Source organism: Vibrio sp. MED222 (assembly GCF_000153005.1).
In the GTDB taxonomy this organism is placed as follows: domain Bacteria; phylum Pseudomonadota; class Gammaproteobacteria; order Enterobacterales; family Vibrionaceae; genus Vibrio; species Vibrio tasmaniensis_A.
The window spans coordinates 626,547-643,130 of record NZ_CH902608.1; the positions used below are offsets into that span (position 1 = coordinate 626,547).

Consider the following 16,584-nt stretch of genomic DNA (forward strand, 5'->3'; position numbering starts at 1 on the left):
GATTCTACCCAATTTAAGGGCAATAAGCATCATAAATTAGATGAGAGACTTGCCTAGGATTCTAATCAAGACAACTTCTTGCTTGGATTTGTCTTCCATTGGTTTAGCTAAGCGCTTCGCCAAACCAATACCACCAGCAGTAAACAGCGCTGCAGTTAAGATAACAATGCCCTCGCCCCCTTGGAGTAAGGGTTGTAACAAGAGTTGTCCAAAACCAGCACCAACCATCAACATGAAAAGCGGGATAAGATAAACAATAGCCGCAGACTGAAGTAGGCTTTTTTCTGGAAAGCCAATTTCTACGATCTGGCCTGCTTTAACTAAGCTTTGGGTTTTAAGCTGCCAAAACAAGGATTTATTGCCAACAGCCTTCGTCACAATACCCGTTCCGCAGCTTTTTTGAGATGAGCAGCTGCTGCAACTGGTTTGTTGTTCGCAACTCAGCTGAACAAAATATTGCTTACCTTTTTGTTCGACTGAGCTAACGGTCGCCAACGCAGTCATCATTGCGCTGGTGCCGGTTTATTGAACGTGACGGATTGAGCGATACGCTTGGCCGTTGCTGGCGGAATATCACCAACCACAGAGATTTCTTTGTCGCCAATCACTAAGCTGTGCAAGGTTCTTCGCCCTTGGCGTACCAGCTGTCCTTTCAATGAATGTTCGTCTTTATCGGCGATATAAACCGAAAAGCTAAATAATCCATCACTGAAAAGCTGGCTTTCAACCATTTTTTCGGTCGCAGCCATTTGGTAACGGCTGAGTTCTTTCGATTTAAATCCTTCTGGCACCCACGAGGCTTGCCAGTCGGTCTCGCTCACCAAGCCTTCTGGCAATGACAAAACCTTCGGCAATTTAGCTTGATTCAAACCGCCCATTGCTTCTGCAATTTTATCGTTCACGACATAAGAGATAGTGCGGTACTGCTCAAGCACTTCGCCATCACGATCCAAAAGATCGGCACGCAAAGGAAGGTTGGTTTTCTCGTCGACCCAAACCACGTAAGAGTATCGAAGGCCGTCTTTCGGCACGACGCGTAATACTTGCGTGGTACTGCCCGCCTCACGAGAACGCCCAACTTTTACAAAATCGTAGTATTGGTTGAGAGAATCGATATCTCGATTAATCATCGGAATGACAGGTGCAACCATACTGCCAGACTGAATAGTAAATGGCTCTGTACCCGGTTCGATGTAGCTAACTTCATTGCCACGTCGAATAACCTCACGAACAGGGCCGCTTAGATAAACAAGGTGTGCAAGTTGTTGGTCGTCGTTAACTGCATGACGATAAAGCAGAGGTTCAATGCTGCTCTTCTTTATCAATATGTAGGAGAGTTCGTAATTTAGATGCTGACTGGCCTCGTTCATTTGATGTAACAAGGCCTTTGCAGTGGTTTCCTCTGCAAAGGCTGTTGGAGACATCAAGCTGAACAGTGTCAGTGCACTGACCAGGATTTTCTTCATTCAATATCCGATTCTAGGTGTGCATCTTCCATTGGCGATGCATCACTGTTTAATCTTAGTTGTAGCTCATAATCTTCTAACAATGCATGAACGCGTTTGCGTTGCTCTTGCATGTTAGCTTCAGATGCAGGTCTCTCAACAGAGTCACGCGTTAAGCTTACTGGTTCCGCAGAACCTGCAAATGGAATCGTCTGGAGTACAGGCAACTGCTCTGGAGCTGCGGGATCGCTGCCACCATATTGCTGAACACCCAATACAACTGCTAATGAAACACACGCTGCCACGGCAACTTGTCCAAACTGTTGTAACCATGCAGGAAGCTGACGCTTCGCTTGCTGAGGTTTAGGCTGCTCTTCAATTGGAGCAACAGTAGGTTCAACATTCAATTGGTGCAGGTTCGACATTGAACCATGTGCAGGCTCATCATCAAGCGCTGCAGCTACACTGTTAGCAATGTTCCACTCTGGAGTTTCTGGCGCATCCCCACGCATAACATCACCAATTAAATGGTAACTCTGCCAGGTATCCATGCTTTCTTGATCAGATTCGAGATCTACTATGAGAGCTTTATCGATCGTTTCACCATCCATGAGTGCCGAAAGCTTTTCTTTATCAGCCATTATTTTCACCATAATTATTACAAGTTCTAGCGTTGTAAAAGAGGTTTAATTTTCTTTTCTACCGCTTCACGAGCTCGGAAAATACGCGAACGTACGGTTCCTACAGGGCAATCCATTACTTCTGCAATCTCTTCGTAGCTCAAACCTTCGAGCTCACGCAACGTCATTGCAGTTTTTAAGTCTTCGGGTAGCGCTTCAATCGCTCCAAAAACAACTTGTTTCAATTCGTTTGACAGCGTTAAGTTCTCAGGGTTCGATATTTCTTTTAACGCGCTGCCTGTTTCGTAATATTCTGCATCTTCTGCATCTACATCTGTTGCTGGCGGCCTGCGGCTCTGGGCAACAATATGATTTTTAGCGGTGTTCACGGCAATTCGGTACAACCATGTATAGAAAGCACTCTCACCACGAAAGTTAGGTATCGCGCGGTAAGCTTTAATAAAAGCTTCTTGTGCTACATCAGGTACATCACCGGAATTATTCACGTATCGAGAGATAAGATTACAAACTTTGTTTTGATACTTAACCACTAATAAGTTAAATGCCTGCTTATCTCCACTCTGAACTCGCTCAATCAACACTTGATCGGTTAGCTGCTCGTTCATTCGAGCGGGTACTCCTATTGTTATAACCCTTACCTTCACAGATATGGGTACTAATTATGCGAAATGTAGTATTGACACCACCGTCTACAAGAGCACTATTGTGACTAAGCCAAATACCGAAAGTTCCAACTTTCCTAAAATTATTTGCCATTATTGTTTCACAATGTGATGTAATAAAAATAGTTATCCCTATCAATTTGGGGAAACTTGAGCAAAAGCAATGGTATTGAGCAATTAAATATTTCTAGATAGCTGTCTATATATTGATTTTGTGTCGTGTTTTAGGATGACTAGGGAAAGATTATAACAGTCTTACCCAAACTCCTAAAACAAGACGAAGTCAATTGAGCATGGACAACTCGACTATAGCCCGGGATTTAATAAGTTTTATGAACGCAAACCGTGAACATCAGTGTGATGTATTAGTGGTAGGAAGTGGTGCGGCAGGCTTGTCATTAGCCTTACGCGTAGCAGAACATGCAAAAGTAATTGTATTAAGCAAAGGACCACGCAGCGAAGGATCGACGTATTACGCACAAGGTGGTATTGCGGCGGTGTTCGATGAATCGGACAGTATTGAGTCTCATGTAGAAGATACTCAAATTGCTGGGGCTGGGTTATGCGAAGAAGATACAGTTCAATTCATTGCTGAAAATGCTAAAGAGTGTGTGCAATGGCTGATTGATGGTGGTGTTCCATTTGATAAAGATGAGAACAGCACAGAAGGCCAACCAAAATATCACCTCACTCGTGAGGGCGGCCACAGTCACCGCAGAATTCTGCACGCTGCCGATGCAACTGGCATGGCGATGCAAACCTCACTGCAAGATAACGTCAAGAATCACCCAAATATCGAGATCTTCGAGCGTCACAATGCGCTGGATTTAATCACCGAAGATAAGATAGGTGGTTCGAAAGACAAGGTTATCGGTGCCTACATTTGGAACCGTAACCAAGAGCACGTTGAAACCGTGCGCGCTAAATTTGTTGTATTAGCAACAGGCGGCGCTTCAAAGGTTTACCAATACACCTCTAACCCAGATGTCTCTTCAGGTGATGGTATTGCTATCGCTTGGCGTGCGGGTTGTCGTGTGGCAAACCTTGAGTTCAATCAGTTCCACCCGACTTGCTTATTCCACCCAGAAGCGCGTAACTTCCTACTAACGGAAGCATTGCGTGGTGAAGGTGCCTACCTGCGTCGTCCAGACGGTTCTCGCTTTATGAAGGACTTCGATGAGCGCGGTGAACTGGCTCCGCGTGATGTGGTTGCTCGTGCGATTGACTTTGAAATGAAGCGCTTAGGTGCTGACTGCATGTATGTTGATATCAGCCACAAGCCTGAAGAATTCATCACGACGCATTTCCCAATGATCCATACTCGCTTGATGGATTTGGGGATTGATATGACCAAAGAACCGATTCCAATCGTACCGGCTGCTCACTACACTTGTGGTGGTGTGATGGTGAATAAGCAAGGTCAAACTGACCTCACTAACCTATATGCGATTGGCGAAGTGAGTTATACCGGCTTGCACGGTGCAAACCGTATGGCTTCAAACTCACTGCTTGAGTGTGTGGTATACGCGTGGGCAGCCGCAAAAGATATCGTTGAAAACATCGATCAATCTCAACTGTGCGCTGAACTTCCGGCATGGGATGAAAGCCAAGTCACCAACAGTGATGAAGAAGTGATCATTCAACACAACTGGCACGAGCTAAGACTGTTCATGTGGGATTACATGGGTATTGTTCGAACGGACAAACGCCTTGAACGTGCAATGCGCCGCATTCAGATGTTGCAGCAGGAAACTCATGAGTACTACAGCTACTTTAAGGTTTCAAATAACCTATTAGAACTGCGTAACTTACTACAAGTCGCTGAGTTGATGGTTCGCTGTGCAATGCAACGTAAAGAGAGCCGCGGCCTACACTACACGCTGGATTACCCAGAACTTGCTGAAGACAGCGGCCCAACCATTCTGACACCAGAGAAAAGCCAGTCTTAATTTTTGGTCATGGAAAAAGACGACAGGGAGCCTAGAGCTCCCTTTCTTTTATCTTTGGTTCTTGTTTATCCAATGCTTTCGTTTATCAAACGGACTCGTTGTAAATGTGCCAAGAAGTGTCGATATTCACGTTCATTGCAACTATCTCGCCACAACAAGACTGAATATCCGCACTCAAACTGCAATTTAACGAAGAACTGCGCCCAGATCTTATCAACGGACTTAAGTGTGTAGGCTTGCTCATTGAGTCGGAACTCGCCATCTTCTTTATAGTCAAAGCACCCATGTGCTGTATTCAAGATTACATGATTGGCTTTAAACAAACTGAACACTAAAGCTAAACAATAGAGGGCAACAGCGAGTGGAATAGAAGAGAAAACGATGAAAAACAAAAGGCACCCAAAAACAGTGCCTTTTGCAAATAATGCGGAATACGAAGGGTTAAGCTGAAGCTTAACGAACCTTGCTGAGGTTATGCGCGACAATTTTATCAACCATTGAAGCATGGCCTAGGTTTTCACTGCGTCCGTGTCCCATTACCCAAGTAAACAGGTCTGGGTCATCACACTCTAATAGAGAAACAAACTCACGCTGCTCCTGCTCTTGCAATGAATCAAAACACTCTTCGAAAAATGGCATGATAACTACGTCAAGTTCCAACATGCCACGACGGCAACCCCATTTAATTCGTGCTTTCTGCTCTGCAGTGTACATTGGCTATCCTCACCTATAATTTTTCTTTCTCGGAGTGTAACAAGTCATACGCTCTGCAACTACTATGTGAGTCACAGTCCCTATCTAAGCTCACAAAAAAACCTAAGCTGACAAAGAAACAGAACCGGATTAACATAGAGCCAAATAAAATTCTTAGGAAAGATAAAATGGATTGGAAAAACACATTTCAGCCGCTCGCTCATACGCAAAATGAATCGCTTCCAGAACTGATGATGACACACGTGTCAGATTGGAGCGCAATTACCATGATAGGCGATGACAAAAAGTCGTACCTACAAGGTCAAGTAACGTGCGATGTCGTCACTCTTCCTAATGATGAATCCACGTTAGGCGCGCATTGTGATGCGAAAGGAAAGGTTTGGAGTATCTTTCGTTTGTTCCACCACAATGGTGGCTACGCTCTTATGCAGCCTAAGTCTGCAATTGAAATCGAATTAGTTGAAATTAAAAAATACGCCGTATTCTCTAAGGTTGATATCGAGCAAACGTCTGACGTTGTTATCGGTGTGATGGGCGCGTCAGCTGATCAATACATTGACTCAATTTCAGAAAGCCAAGGTAAAGTGCGTGTAATCTCTGGTGGCACCGCTGTTCAAGTCTCTGACAACCGTTGGGCTCTACTTGTTACGCAAGAAGCAGCAGAAGCCTTGGTATCAAGCAGCACTGCAGAAAAAGTATCAGAAGCGCTTTGGCAGTATCATGAAATTCTTGATGCTCAGCCGAACCTATCGAAAGCAGAGCAAAACGAACACATCCCTCAAGCACTCAACCTGCAAGCGATTGGCGGTATCAGCTTTTCAAAAGGCTGTTACACAGGTCAAGAAACAGTTGCTCGTGCTAAATACCGTGGCATGAACAAGCGTGAAATGCGCATTGTTTCAGGAACGAGTTCAGATATATTGTCTCTAGAGAATACGATTGAACTAGAGCGCAGCGTAGGTGAGAACTGGCGCGGTGCAGGCCGACTATTAAACGTCTATCAATTTGCTGATAATCAGGCGATTGGTTTGATGGTGTTGCCAAACAACCTTGATGACGATGTTCAGCTTCGATTGACTGCGCAACCTGAGCAAATATGGAACATTCTGCCACTGCCTTACAGCCTTGACGAAGAGTAGCCACGTGGAAACACTGATTACACAATGGTTAGATCAACAGCAGGTGGACTATCGCCTGTTGGTGCAAAGCAAGCCAACCACCAGCATCGAAGAGACAGCGCAAGAACGAGGTATTAATGCCTCTCAAATGGTCAAGTGCATCCTGCTTAAGGATATGGGAAACCAGTATGCGTTGGCCTGTACTCCTGGCGATCGCTCTATCGATCCAAAGAAAGTACGCTCGGTACTGAATTGCCGTCGAATGACCTGCGTATCACTCGCTGATGTTGAAGCCATCACCGGCTTTAAAGCTGGATGTGTTGGGCCTATTGCTCTAAAGAGATACATGCCGATCATTTTTGATCCTTCCATTCAGAGCAACTCGACCGTTACCATTAGCTCGGGTGATCGAATGGCTGGCGTTGCGTTGGATCCCAATGATCTCATAGCACTATGTGCACCGATCGTCGCTGACATCAGTCGATGAACGTTTCGAACAGATCATGCTTCGCAAACTTCATTTTAATATTTCATTGAGTACATTTTTAGTGTGAACTTCGTCATAAGAAAAACACACCCACCTTAAATAGTTACTCAAAATAAAAGCATAAGTAGTCACAAGGTTGAATTTGCGTTATTGTTATTTTACTGACTAGCCTTTAAGCAAATCAGTACAAGTGAATCCACTGAGTAACATCAGTATCCACTTTTGTGTAATGCATCTGTGACTATTCGCCCGTTTTAGACGGGCTTTTTTTTGTTCAAAATTTACAATTTGATTACACAAACAAAAAAATTCCGCCTATTCTTATACTTGTAACATTAGCACTGCTTAATACCGGACAGGAAAGTTCGTAGCAGTTCACTACTCAGTACTATTTTGGGGAGGAGCTCACGTAAAAATAGATATTTACTGAAGAAAGTGCTTAGAACAGCACAAATATCTAATTAACGTCAACTCTACTGCATATTACTCCATGCTTATCACAATAATTATCTCGGAGTTTTTCTATAATATGCAGGCTAGGTAAATATAAGGATAATTAAAAATGAGACTGTTTAAGCGCTATACACCGAGTATGATTGCTAAACATGTAAGTCGACTTTTCAAAGGACGAATCTACATTTACGGCGTAGGTAAATTTGAGTTTGATAACGGTAAACTCGTACTACCAGACCGAGCAGAGAAGCGTCACTTCCAAACCGTAAAAGAAATAAATAGTGAAATCATGAAACTGCGCTGCGCGTACGCATGATCTGATAGTCTAAAGAATTAAAAACAAAAAGGGTTGGCATTATGCCAACCCTTTTTTCGTGTTCGTGATGTCGTTAATTGCTATCAACTTTAGCTACTGACCATCAACAGCAATCCATCTCACGCGACTATCGGTGTACTACGGGGCGCTTAGCTAAATCCGGAAGGTTGCCCGACAACCCCAGCGCTCGCTTCATTATCTCATCTTTCGCACCCGGTAATTGACCAGCAAGCTTCATACCGATACCACGAATTAGCTTCTTAGCCGGATTATCGCCTTCAAACAGATCTTTAAAGCCCTGCATTGAAGCAATCATTTTCGCCGCCTCAGCTTTTCTCCAGCGCTCATAGCCACGAAGGTTGCGCTTGGTACCAATATCCTCACCAGAAGCCCATAGCGTTAACAGCTCTTGCGCTAAGCTTGCTGCGTCTAATAGACCAAGGTTCACACCTTGCCCTGCTAATGGGTGAATAGTATGAGCAGCATCACCCACCAAAGCGACACGCTCTACAGCAAAGTCACGTGCATAACGCATGCGCAGTGGGAAGGCAAAACGGTCACCAACCACTTCGCATAATCCAAGCTTTGAGTCGAACTCTGCCGTTAGCTGCTTATTAAAATCAGCATCCGACATTGATACAAGCTTCTCGGCACGATTAGGCTCCGTAGACCAAACTATCGAGCTCATTTTGCTTGGCTGCATTGGCAGGAACGCCAACGGCCCTTGCGGTGTGAATATTTGACGAGCAACGCTATGGTGCGGCTCTGAGGTTTTGATGTTCGCGACAATCGCACTGTGGCCGTAATCCCAATGAGTTAATGGGATATCTTGTTGCTTGCGAACCCAAGAGTTTGCACCGTCAGCTCCAACAACTAACTTTGCTGTCAGCGCTTGGCCGTTGTCTAACGTTAGCCATGCTTCGCTCTCACCAATCGCCATCGTTTTACACGTTGCAGGCATGTATAGGCTGACATTATCTTGCTTCTTAACCTGATCAAGCAGCGCTAATTGGATTACGCGGTTTTCTACAATATGGCCTAGGTTAGGCTGTGCTAAGCGTGTTGAGTCAAACTCAATGCGAGCAAAGCTGTCTTGTTCCCACACTTCCATCGCTTGGTAGGGCGCAGCACGTCTTTGTTCGATACCTTGCCATGCGCCTAGATTGCGAAGAATCACTTCACTCGAGCGGCTCAATGCCGACACACGCACATCAGGCAATTCGCTAAGCCCTTCGCTAGGCGCTCTGCCTTCAATGACCGCAATTCTTAGATCGCTGTCTTTCAGTGCAGCCGCAAGCGCTAGGCCAACCATGCCACCGCCAACAATCGCGATATCAACACTTTGCATCATTATTTATTACCTTATCTTTCTACTAGGCCAAGCGTATGACGCAAAAGTGGACCTTTAAGTGGTGGAAGGTTATCAATTACGGCTAACCCAAGGTTTCGCCCAATACGAGCGGTCAAAAAATCGTTTGAGAACAGATGAACTAGGCTTGAAGTCAACGTAATCGTCGTGTCTCTGTCTTGTTCTCTACGCTTTCTAAAGTTAACAAGACCAGTGTAACGCCCAACATCATCCAGTTGGTTACATAACTCTTCAGCCAAAGAAGCCACATCACGAATGCCAAGATTAAAACCTTGCCCCGCAATAGGGTGAAGTGTTTGAGCAGCATTGCCAACAATGGCAAATCGATGAGAGATATTTTGCTGTCGGTGGCGAAGAATCAGTGGGTAGCTCGCACGCTTGCCGACTTTCTCTAGTCGGCCAAGTCGCCAACCGAAGTCATTCTGTAACTGCTCAAGAAATTCCTTGTCGTTTAAGGCCACCACTTTTTGTGCTTGTTCCGGTGACAAACACCAAACTAGCGATAAACGGTTGTCGCTCATCGGTAACAGAGCAACTGGCCCATGATGAGTAAAACGCTCAAAGGCTCGACCTTGATGGGGCTCACTAGCAACGATATTGGCAATCACAGCGACTTGTTCAAAGTCATGCTCACTCAATGAGATATTGAGTTGCTGACAACAGGTTGAGATTGCACCGTCAGCAGCAACCAATAACTTAGTCGTGACGGTTTGCCCACTTGTCAGCTCAATCGTCGTTAACGATTCATCACGTTCAACGGTTCTAACAGACTCAGGGCAAAGCATCGTAATTGCAGCTTCTGATTCTAATTTCTGCTGATAGATCCGCCCAACATCCGCTAACTCCACCACGTAGCCGAGCGCATCAACAGCAAGATCTTCACTGTAGATGTCTGTCATCCCAGCATGACCTCGATCTGATACATGGATATCTTTAATTGGGGTCGCTACCGGAGCGATAGATTGCCAAAGGCGCAAAGAATCAAGGATCTGCACCGTGCCATAAGACAGAGCGATCGAACGAGAATCAAAGCCTGGGTGAGCTTGATGATCAACCTGATAAGGCTCTACTACCGCAATCGATAGAGAACCTTGACTGAGGTGATTCAGAGCAAGGGCTAAGGTCGCCCCCGCCATTGCGCCACCAGCAATTACAACATCATACTGAGCCATTATAACCTCAAACCGACAAGCGGATTAATGAATGGTTGGAGCCGCATCTTCAGATGGGCGAGCACCGAATTCAGCATGAATCGTTAGTGCACACGCTTTTACGTGTTCAATAACGTGCTCTAGAAGCTGCGCTTGCTCTTCCATATCATCGTCTTCGTCAATGCCTAGCTTTGCCATCTCTTCAAGATCAGCTAATGCTTCTTTGGTACCGTCAGACGCTTTATTCAATTGAGCGCCAACCAAGCCTAAACCAGAAATAAAGTGGTTGATCCAATCTGACACACCATCAGCCAAATCAAACAAGCTTGCGCTTGCGTCTTCATCAGGCAGCAACATAGACAGTTCCATGCCTGAACCTGTGATTTCGCTGGTCGTCACCTTTAATGTAGCTTCCGCTAACGTTAATGCGCGATCTGGCCACCCCATGCCTTCATTGGTGTAATCAAAGATAAGTGGTTGCCAGCTTTTATCTGCTAGGTTTAAGCCTCCGCTCAACATACCCGTTAATAAACCATGCATCTCAGCAGGGTTTACGGCTAGGCTTGCCGATTGAAGTTCAGTCGCAACCGTTAGGTAGTCAGGTAAAGTAGTTTCGCTCATCAGATAGCTCGCTCAGTTATTCTTTATATCGATAGTATAATCGTACCACTTCACCCCAATTCTGGTAAGCGTCGATCCTGAGCAATTGAAGGACGACTGACTACCAATTGTTCAATTTGCTGAATTACTGTGTGCTCAAGCTCTCATTTACAAACAGTCACTCTGAAAAGCTTGAATCTTAATAGCGGTTTACCTATAGTTTCTCCCTCAGAGGAGATTGCTTCCTCATCGGTACTTGCACTTTTTCTTTCTCAAAAAATGATAAAGAGCAACAGCCTTAAATAGTGCGTTAAAGAGTTCATCCATCATGAGTAATCAAGCGGTAGACGTTGAAATATTAGGAAAACTGACTCGAGTGAATTGTCCCCCAGGGCAAGAAGAGTCATTGATTGCAGCGGCGGCCGATCTTGATAATCGATTGAAAGAGATGGCTGAACGTACTAAGGTAACCAATGAAGTGAAGCTGCTAACGATCGCAGCTCTGAACATTTGCTATGAATTACAAACCAAGAAGTTTGAAGCAAATGATGAACAAAACGCACTGACCGAGCGAATGGAACAGCTCACGACATCACTTTCAGATGTCCTCAGTAAAGTTAAGCACGGACAGCAATAGCGTACACAAAATTTACCCTGGAGTGTTTGTCAGAGGATTCACGTCCCCGAGCCGATAAGCAATCCCTAAGGGTTAGTACTTGAGTGCTATTGAGCATGCTCGGTCCGCCGAGAAGCCTACGGTAATCATTGCTGATCCGCCTTGAACTCGCTGGTTCAAGGGCCATCTATTCTCAACGGCACTTTGGGGTATCCCTTCTTATGAAGACGCTCACACGCAGCGAATTTCGCAAACAGATCCGTATCAAACGCAATGCCTTATCTGGCGACCAACAAACTCAATCCGGTATAGACTTAGTTAAGCAGTGCTCTCAGCTTGATGAGATTCAGTCAGCTCAACATATCGCCCTCTATATTTCCATTGATGGCGAACTCGATACCCAGCCTTTAATTGAATGGTTATGGGCGCAAGGCAAGCAAACTTATTTACCAGTATTACACCCCTTCTCTACCGGACATCTGCTGTTTCTACATTACTCTCCAACCACACCCACTGTTTTGAATAAGTACGGCATTGTCGAACCTCAGCTCAATCAAATGCTGGTTAAACCTTGTCAGCAACTCGATCTCATTCTGACTCCCCTTGTAGGCTTTGACTCTCAAGGGCATCGCTTAGGCATGGGCGGCGGATATTACGATCGCACCTTGGCTCGATGGTTCGAGACGGGTGAAGGCGCAACGCCAATTGGTTTGGCTCATGATTGCCAGCATGTCGATCGTTTACCAATTGAAGGTTGGGACATTCCGTTACCTAAAATCGTGACTCCGAGTAAAACTTGGCAATGGGAAAACAACCATTAAAGCGCTATAATCGCGCCGCAAACGTTAACCTCGATATCCAAAAGTTACCCCAATATCTAAACGTTAACTTCATCATTACGCAAACGATTAATTCAAAGCGCAAGACCTTATTCAGGAGAATGGCATGACTCAAGATGAAATGAAAAAAGCAGCGGGCTGGGCAGCACTTCAATATGTTGAAGAAGGCAGCATTGTAGGTGTAGGTACTGGCTCAACAGTAAATCACTTCATCGACGCACTTGGCACAATGAAAGACAAAATCAAGGGTGCGGTTTCAAGCTCTGTAGCCTCTACTGAAAAACTAGAAGCGCTAGAAATCAAAGTATTCGAATGCAACGACGTATTCAAGCTAGACATCTATGTTGATGGCGCTGACGAGATTAACGGTTCTCGCGATATGATCAAAGGCGGCGGCGCTGCTTTGACTCGTGAAAAAATCGTAGCAGCTATCTCTGATAAGTTTATTTGTATCGTTGATGGTACCAAAGCAGTTGATGTGTTGGGTAAATTCCCACTGCCTGTTGAAGTTATCCCAATGGCACGCTCATACGTTGCTCGTGAATTAGTAAAACTTGGTGGTGACCCAGTTTACCGCGAAGGCTGCACAACCGATAACGGCAACGTGATCCTAGATGTGTACGGCATGGCGATCGAAAACCCAAAACAGCTAGAAGATATCATCAATGGTATCGCTGGTGTGGTAACGGTTGGTCTGTTCGCTCACCGTGGTGCTGATGTAGTTATCACTGGCACGCCTGAAGGTGCAAAAATCGAAGAATAAATAATAGAAGATTGAGTTTTTCTGTTACTTCATTACAGACGGTGCCCTAGGGCGCCGTTTTTTTTGCTTTATTGCTGTAAAATTATGTCTTATTCCGTAATTTTCTTACCCAAAACATTTTTTTTTTGTTACTTTATTGTTCAGAAGACGCACAGGGAAAACGTTTGTCTCCTAACAAAGTGGTGAATTTGTTCCCCTTTCAGCCATTTTGTAGCACGTGCGCCGCATTTGCCCAACCTTTCCATTTTAAGGACGAGAACAATGGCCAAAGTTTCACTGGAAAAAGAAAAAATAAAAATTCTACTTCTAGAAGGTCTTCACCCTTCTTCTGTAGAAGTACTGCAAGCCGCTGGTTACACAAACATTGAGTACCACAAAGGCTCACTACCTGAAGATGAACTTCTTGAAGCAGTTAAAGATGCTCACTTCATTGGTATCCGTTCTCGCACCAACATCTCCCAAGAAGTTATTGATGCGGCTGAAAAGCTGGTTGCTGTCGGTTGTTTCTGTATTGGTACTAACCAAGTCAACCTTCAAGCAGCAGCAAAGCGCGGTATCCCTGTTTTCAATGCACCGTTCTCCAACACTCGAAGTGTTGCCGAACTCGTTCTAGGTCAGGTTCTATTACTGCTTCGCGGTATCCCAGAGAAGAATGCTCTTGCTCACCGTGGTATCTGGAAAAAGAGTGCAGACAACTCTTACGAAGCTCGTGGTAAGCGTTTAGTATTATTGGCTACGGTCACATCGGCACTCAGCTGGGTATTATTGCTGAAAACCTTGGTATGCGTGTTTACTTTTACGATATCGAAAACAAGCTGTCTCTAGGTAATGCCACTCAAGTTCATACTATGACCGAGTTGCTGAACAAGTGTGACGTGATCTCTTTACACGTACCTGAAACCAATGAAACTAAAGACATGATGGGTAAAGAAGAGTTCGAGCGTATGAAGCCTGGCTCTATCTTTATCAATGCAGCTCGTGGCACGGTAGTTGACATCCCTGCTCTGTGTGGCGCTCTGGATTCTGGTCACCTGTCTGGTGCGGCTATTGATGTTTTTCCAACAGAACCAAAAACCAATGCAGACCCGTTTGAGTCTCCATTAATGCAGTTCGATAACGTGATTCTAACGCCTCACGTGGGTGGTTCAACTCAAGAAGCACAAGAGAACATCGGAGTTGAAGTTGCAGGAAAACTAGCGAAATACTCTGATAACGGCTCTACGCTATCAAGTGTTAACTTCCCAGAGGTATCACTGCCATTGCATACGGGCACATCTCGCTTGCTACACATTCACGAAAACCGCCCAGGTATCCTAACTCAGATCAACACCATCTTCGCAGAAGAAGGGATCAACATCGCGGGTCAGTACCTACAGACTGCAGCAGATATGGGTTATGTTGTGATCGACGTGGAAGCGAATCGCTCTGAAGAAGCACTGCTTAAACTGAAAGAGATCGAAGGCACAATCCGTGCTCGTCTTCTTCACTAATCATCACATTCAAAATGCATAAAAAAGGCTCTCATCATGAGAGCCTTTCTAGTATTTGGCCTATCGTAGGTAATTAGATCACCATGATCCAAAAGCCTCTATAGCGCTATCTTATTCTTCGATCTGATAGATCACATTGACACGATCACGAATGGTGATCGTTGAGTCTTCATAAGAGTTCGACTCTGTTCTCGCATCCATCGCCATTGAACGCATTAGCACAGGCTGAGAAGATTGTGCATTGTAATCAACACGCCAAACATCACCTAGCTCACGCTCAAAACCACTCGCTAATGATTTAGCTTTTGATGTCGCATCTTTGATCGCTTCTAAGCGTGCTTGCTCTTGATACTTAGCTTGGTCACGAACTTGCAGCTGGATGTTATCGATCTGGTTAATACCCTGTCCTATTGCAATATCCATGTACTCATTGAGATTAGCGAGTTCATTCACTTGAACGCTCACATTACGTGAAGCGCGGTAGCCAACCAATTCTGGTTTGCCATCTTTTGGATAATGGTACTGAGGAGATAGGTACAGATTAGAGCTGTGTACGCTCGCCTCATCTACGCCGGCTTGGTGCAGCTTATTTAGAAAGCCCGTTACCACTTTATCAACAGTACTTTTAGCCTGTTCAGCCGTCATCGTTGACTCTACCACTCTCACTGAGAATGTCGCCATATCTGGTGTCGCGATGACTTCACCATAACCTGTTGTTGAAATATGCGGAAAGGATGGAGAGTCAGCCAGTGATGGAAAGCTCACAGCACTCAACGCAGCAGTAAGAGTAAGAGACGTTGCTAACATCTTTGGTACAAACTTCATTAGGTAGACCTATGCTAAACAAATGTCCTTCCATCATAGAGTAATTTATCGTTTAGCCAATCCTGATTGTGCACATCTAACAGAACTTTGACGCTGAAAAAACCAACAACTTACTGAGGTAAATGATTGTGAGCAAAACTTAATATCGCCTGGGATACCTCTTTTAGCACCCCACTCTCAAGCTGCCAATGGTGCCAATAGATGCGATAAGACAGCAGAAAGCCAGGGGTAATATCAATCAGAGCACCAGACTCTAGTTCCTCGATAATCTGCAATCGAGGAATCAAGCAATAGGCAACACCCGATAGTGCCAAGCGCACAAATGCTTCTGAACTGCCGACCGTATGATTGATCACACTGTCTCTCGGTACGTTAAAATGGTCATGCAGAAACTTCTTATGCAGATCATCGTATTGATCATAAGAAACCGCAGGCGCTTTGCTTAATGTGGCGTAGTTTACGCCCTCTGAAAAGTAACGCTGATGAAAATCAGGACTCGCCACACACACATAGTCCATACGACCGAGGTAGTCAGCACTGCATCCAGGAATCGCTTGGGGCTCTAAACTGATCGCACCGGCAACCTCACCGCTTTTTATTTTTTCAATGGTTCTAGACTCACCATGAATCGCGAGGTTCAACTCGACTTGACGAGACTTCATCACATCCGACAGTGCAGGTAACAACCATGTCGCCAAACTATCAGCGTTGGTGGCTATGGATATAGATAGTGGTTGAGTACCCTCTTCATTCATTAACTCCGGCACAAGCTCGTGCTCTAACAAGCGAACACGACGATACAAACCCAACAGCTTTTTTCCTGCTGGTGTAGGCCTTGGTGGGTTTTCTCTCACAAGCGCTGGCTGGGCTAACCACTTTTCTAGCTGTTTGATACGTTGGGACACCGCTGATTGGGAGATGTATAACTGCTCAGCGGCCCTCTCAAAGCTACGTTGTTTCACAACGGCATCCAGTGCTTCAATCCATTTATAATCCAATCCACGCATCAATTTGCTTCCTTTTTAAGCTAACCCAATACCACATTAGCAACTCTAATAATGGATTAAAATCATTAATTATACTTATTTAAAGGGTCGGAGTATCTTCGCCACATAGCACGTAAATATCGTTAATTAAGTGGAGGTT

The 16,584-nt window shown here is 44.9% G+C and carries 18 protein-coding genes, 1 other RNA gene and 1 pseudogene; 9 read left to right on the forward strand and 11 right to left on the reverse strand.

Translation table 11 applies throughout. The features are described 5' to 3' along the window. Positions 1-36 precede the first annotated feature (36 nt). The 4 genes from MED222_RS07840 to rpoE are packed head-to-tail and all read right to left on the reverse strand — an operon-like array spanning position 37 to position 2,691. Positions 37-507 (reverse strand): SoxR reducing system RseC family protein, encoded by a 471-nt coding sequence (locus MED222_RS07840; RefSeq protein WP_009847654.1) that lies wholly within the window; start codon positions 505-507, stop codon positions 37-39. Beyond that, positions 504-1,466: a sigma-E factor regulatory protein RseB gene (rseB, locus tag MED222_RS07835; RefSeq protein WP_009847655.1), complete on the reverse strand. Its 963-nt coding sequence runs from the start codon at positions 1,464-1,466 to the stop codon at positions 504-506. The genes MED222_RS07840 and rseB overlap by 4 nt, the downstream gene beginning before the upstream one ends. Beyond that, positions 1,463-2,086 carry a sigma-E factor negative regulatory protein gene (locus tag MED222_RS07830; protein WP_009847656.1) on the reverse strand — a complete coding sequence of 208 codons (624 nt, stop codon included), beginning with the start codon at positions 2,084-2,086 and terminating at the stop codon, positions 1,463-1,465. The genes rseB and MED222_RS07830 overlap by 4 nt, the downstream gene beginning before the upstream one ends. 26 nt (positions 2,087-2,112) lie before the next feature. Beyond that, positions 2,113-2,691, reverse strand: a complete 579-nt coding sequence (gene rpoE, locus MED222_RS07825) for an RNA polymerase sigma factor RpoE (RefSeq protein WP_004735377.1) — start codon at positions 2,689-2,691, stop codon at positions 2,113-2,115. A 389-nt stretch (positions 2,692-3,080) separates the two neighbouring features. On the opposite strand from rpoE, the gene nadB reads away from it, so the two are divergent. After that, positions 3,081-4,697 carry an L-aspartate oxidase gene (nadB, locus tag MED222_RS07820; protein WP_009847657.1) on the forward strand — a complete coding sequence of 539 codons (1,617 nt, stop codon included), beginning with the start codon at positions 3,081-3,083 and terminating at the stop codon, positions 4,695-4,697. Positions 4,698-4,762: 65 nt separating this feature from the next. Here the strand turns inward: nadB and MED222_RS22045 are convergent, their stop codons facing one another. Together MED222_RS22045 and MED222_RS07815 are read right to left on the reverse strand one after the other, a co-directional pair. Beyond that, positions 4,763-5,203, reverse strand: coding sequence for a protein YgfX (locus MED222_RS22045; RefSeq protein WP_332251964.1), 441 nt, complete (start codon positions 5,201-5,203; stop codon positions 4,763-4,765). Continuing rightward, positions 5,151-5,411 carry an FAD assembly factor SdhE gene (locus MED222_RS07815; RefSeq protein WP_004735374.1) on the reverse strand — a complete coding sequence of 87 codons (261 nt, stop codon included), beginning with the start codon at positions 5,409-5,411 and terminating at the stop codon, positions 5,151-5,153. The genes MED222_RS22045 and MED222_RS07815 overlap by 53 nt, the downstream gene beginning before the upstream one ends. Positions 5,412-5,578: 167 nt before the next feature. Here MED222_RS07815 and ygfZ point away from each other — a divergent pair, with 167 nt between their 5' ends. The 3 genes from ygfZ (at position 5,579) to MED222_RS07800 (ending at position 7,785) form a co-directional block, all read left to right on the forward strand. After that, positions 5,579-6,550, forward strand: a complete 972-nt coding sequence (ygfZ, locus tag MED222_RS07810; RefSeq protein ID WP_009847658.1) for a tRNA-modifying protein YgfZ — start codon at positions 5,579-5,581, stop codon at positions 6,548-6,550. Positions 6,551-6,554: 4 nt separating this feature from the next. After that, positions 6,555-7,016, forward strand: a complete 462-nt coding sequence (locus MED222_RS07805; protein WP_009847659.1) for an aminoacyl-tRNA deacylase — start codon at positions 6,555-6,557, stop codon at positions 7,014-7,016. 562 nt (positions 7,017-7,578) lie between these two features. Next, positions 7,579-7,785: a DUF1107 domain-containing protein gene (locus MED222_RS07800; protein ID WP_009847660.1), complete on the forward strand. Its 207-nt coding sequence runs from the start codon at positions 7,579-7,581 to the stop codon at positions 7,783-7,785. A 127-nt stretch (positions 7,786-7,912) separates the two neighbouring features. Here the strand turns inward: MED222_RS07800 and MED222_RS07795 are convergent, their stop codons facing one another. From MED222_RS07795 to MED222_RS07785, 3 genes are read right to left on the reverse strand one after another with little or no spacing between them, the layout of a single operon-like run. Further along, a complete protein-coding gene (locus tag MED222_RS07795; protein WP_009847661.1) occupies positions 7,913-9,136 on the reverse strand; it encodes an FAD-dependent 2-octaprenylphenol hydroxylase in 1,224 nt (407 codons plus the stop codon). Between the two features lie 11 nt (positions 9,137-9,147). Next, positions 9,148-10,326 carry a 2-octaprenyl-6-methoxyphenyl hydroxylase gene (gene ubiH, locus MED222_RS07790; protein WP_009847662.1) on the reverse strand — a complete coding sequence of 393 codons (1,179 nt, stop codon included), beginning with the start codon at positions 10,324-10,326 and terminating at the stop codon, positions 9,148-9,150. Between the two features lie 24 nt (positions 10,327-10,350). Continuing rightward, positions 10,351-10,926, reverse strand: a complete 576-nt coding sequence (locus tag MED222_RS07785) for a YecA/YgfB family protein (protein WP_004735367.1) — start codon at positions 10,924-10,926, stop codon at positions 10,351-10,353. Positions 10,927-11,233: 307 nt separating this feature from the next. Here MED222_RS07785 and zapA point away from each other — a divergent pair, with 307 nt between their 5' ends. The 5 genes and pseudogenes from zapA (at position 11,234) to serA (ending at position 14,613) form a co-directional block, all read left to right on the forward strand. Next, on the forward strand, positions 11,234-11,542 hold the full coding sequence (gene zapA / locus MED222_RS07780) for a cell division protein ZapA (RefSeq protein ID WP_004735366.1): 309 nt from the start codon (positions 11,234-11,236) through the stop codon (positions 11,540-11,542). Positions 11,543-11,553: 11 nt separating this feature from the next. Next, positions 11,554-11,736: non-coding RNA, 6S RNA (gene ssrS, locus MED222_RS22050), on the forward strand. 6 nt (positions 11,737-11,742) lie between these two features. Next, positions 11,743-12,342: a 5-formyltetrahydrofolate cyclo-ligase gene (locus MED222_RS07775; RefSeq protein ID WP_009847663.1), complete on the forward strand. Its 600-nt coding sequence runs from the start codon at positions 11,743-11,745 to the stop codon at positions 12,340-12,342. Between the two features lie 124 nt (positions 12,343-12,466). Continuing rightward, a complete protein-coding gene (gene rpiA, locus MED222_RS07770) occupies positions 12,467-13,123 on the forward strand; it encodes a ribose-5-phosphate isomerase RpiA (RefSeq protein WP_009847664.1) in 657 nt (218 codons plus the stop codon). Positions 13,124-13,384: 261 nt separating this feature from the next. Then, positions 13,385-14,613: pseudogene (gene serA, locus MED222_RS21555) on the forward strand (phosphoglycerate dehydrogenase). A gap of 111 nt (positions 14,614-14,724) precedes the next feature. Here serA and MED222_RS07765 read toward each other — a convergent pair. Together MED222_RS07765 and MED222_RS07760 are read right to left on the reverse strand one after the other, a co-directional pair. Continuing rightward, on the reverse strand, positions 14,725-15,438 hold the full coding sequence (locus MED222_RS07765; RefSeq protein ID WP_009847667.1) for an oxidative stress defense protein: 714 nt from the start codon (positions 15,436-15,438) through the stop codon (positions 14,725-14,727). 110 nt (positions 15,439-15,548) lie between these two features. Continuing rightward, on the reverse strand, positions 15,549-16,445 hold the full coding sequence (locus tag MED222_RS07760; protein ID WP_009847668.1) for a LysR family transcriptional regulator ArgP: 897 nt from the start codon (positions 16,443-16,445) through the stop codon (positions 15,549-15,551). Between the last annotated feature and the right edge of the window lie 139 nt (positions 16,446-16,584).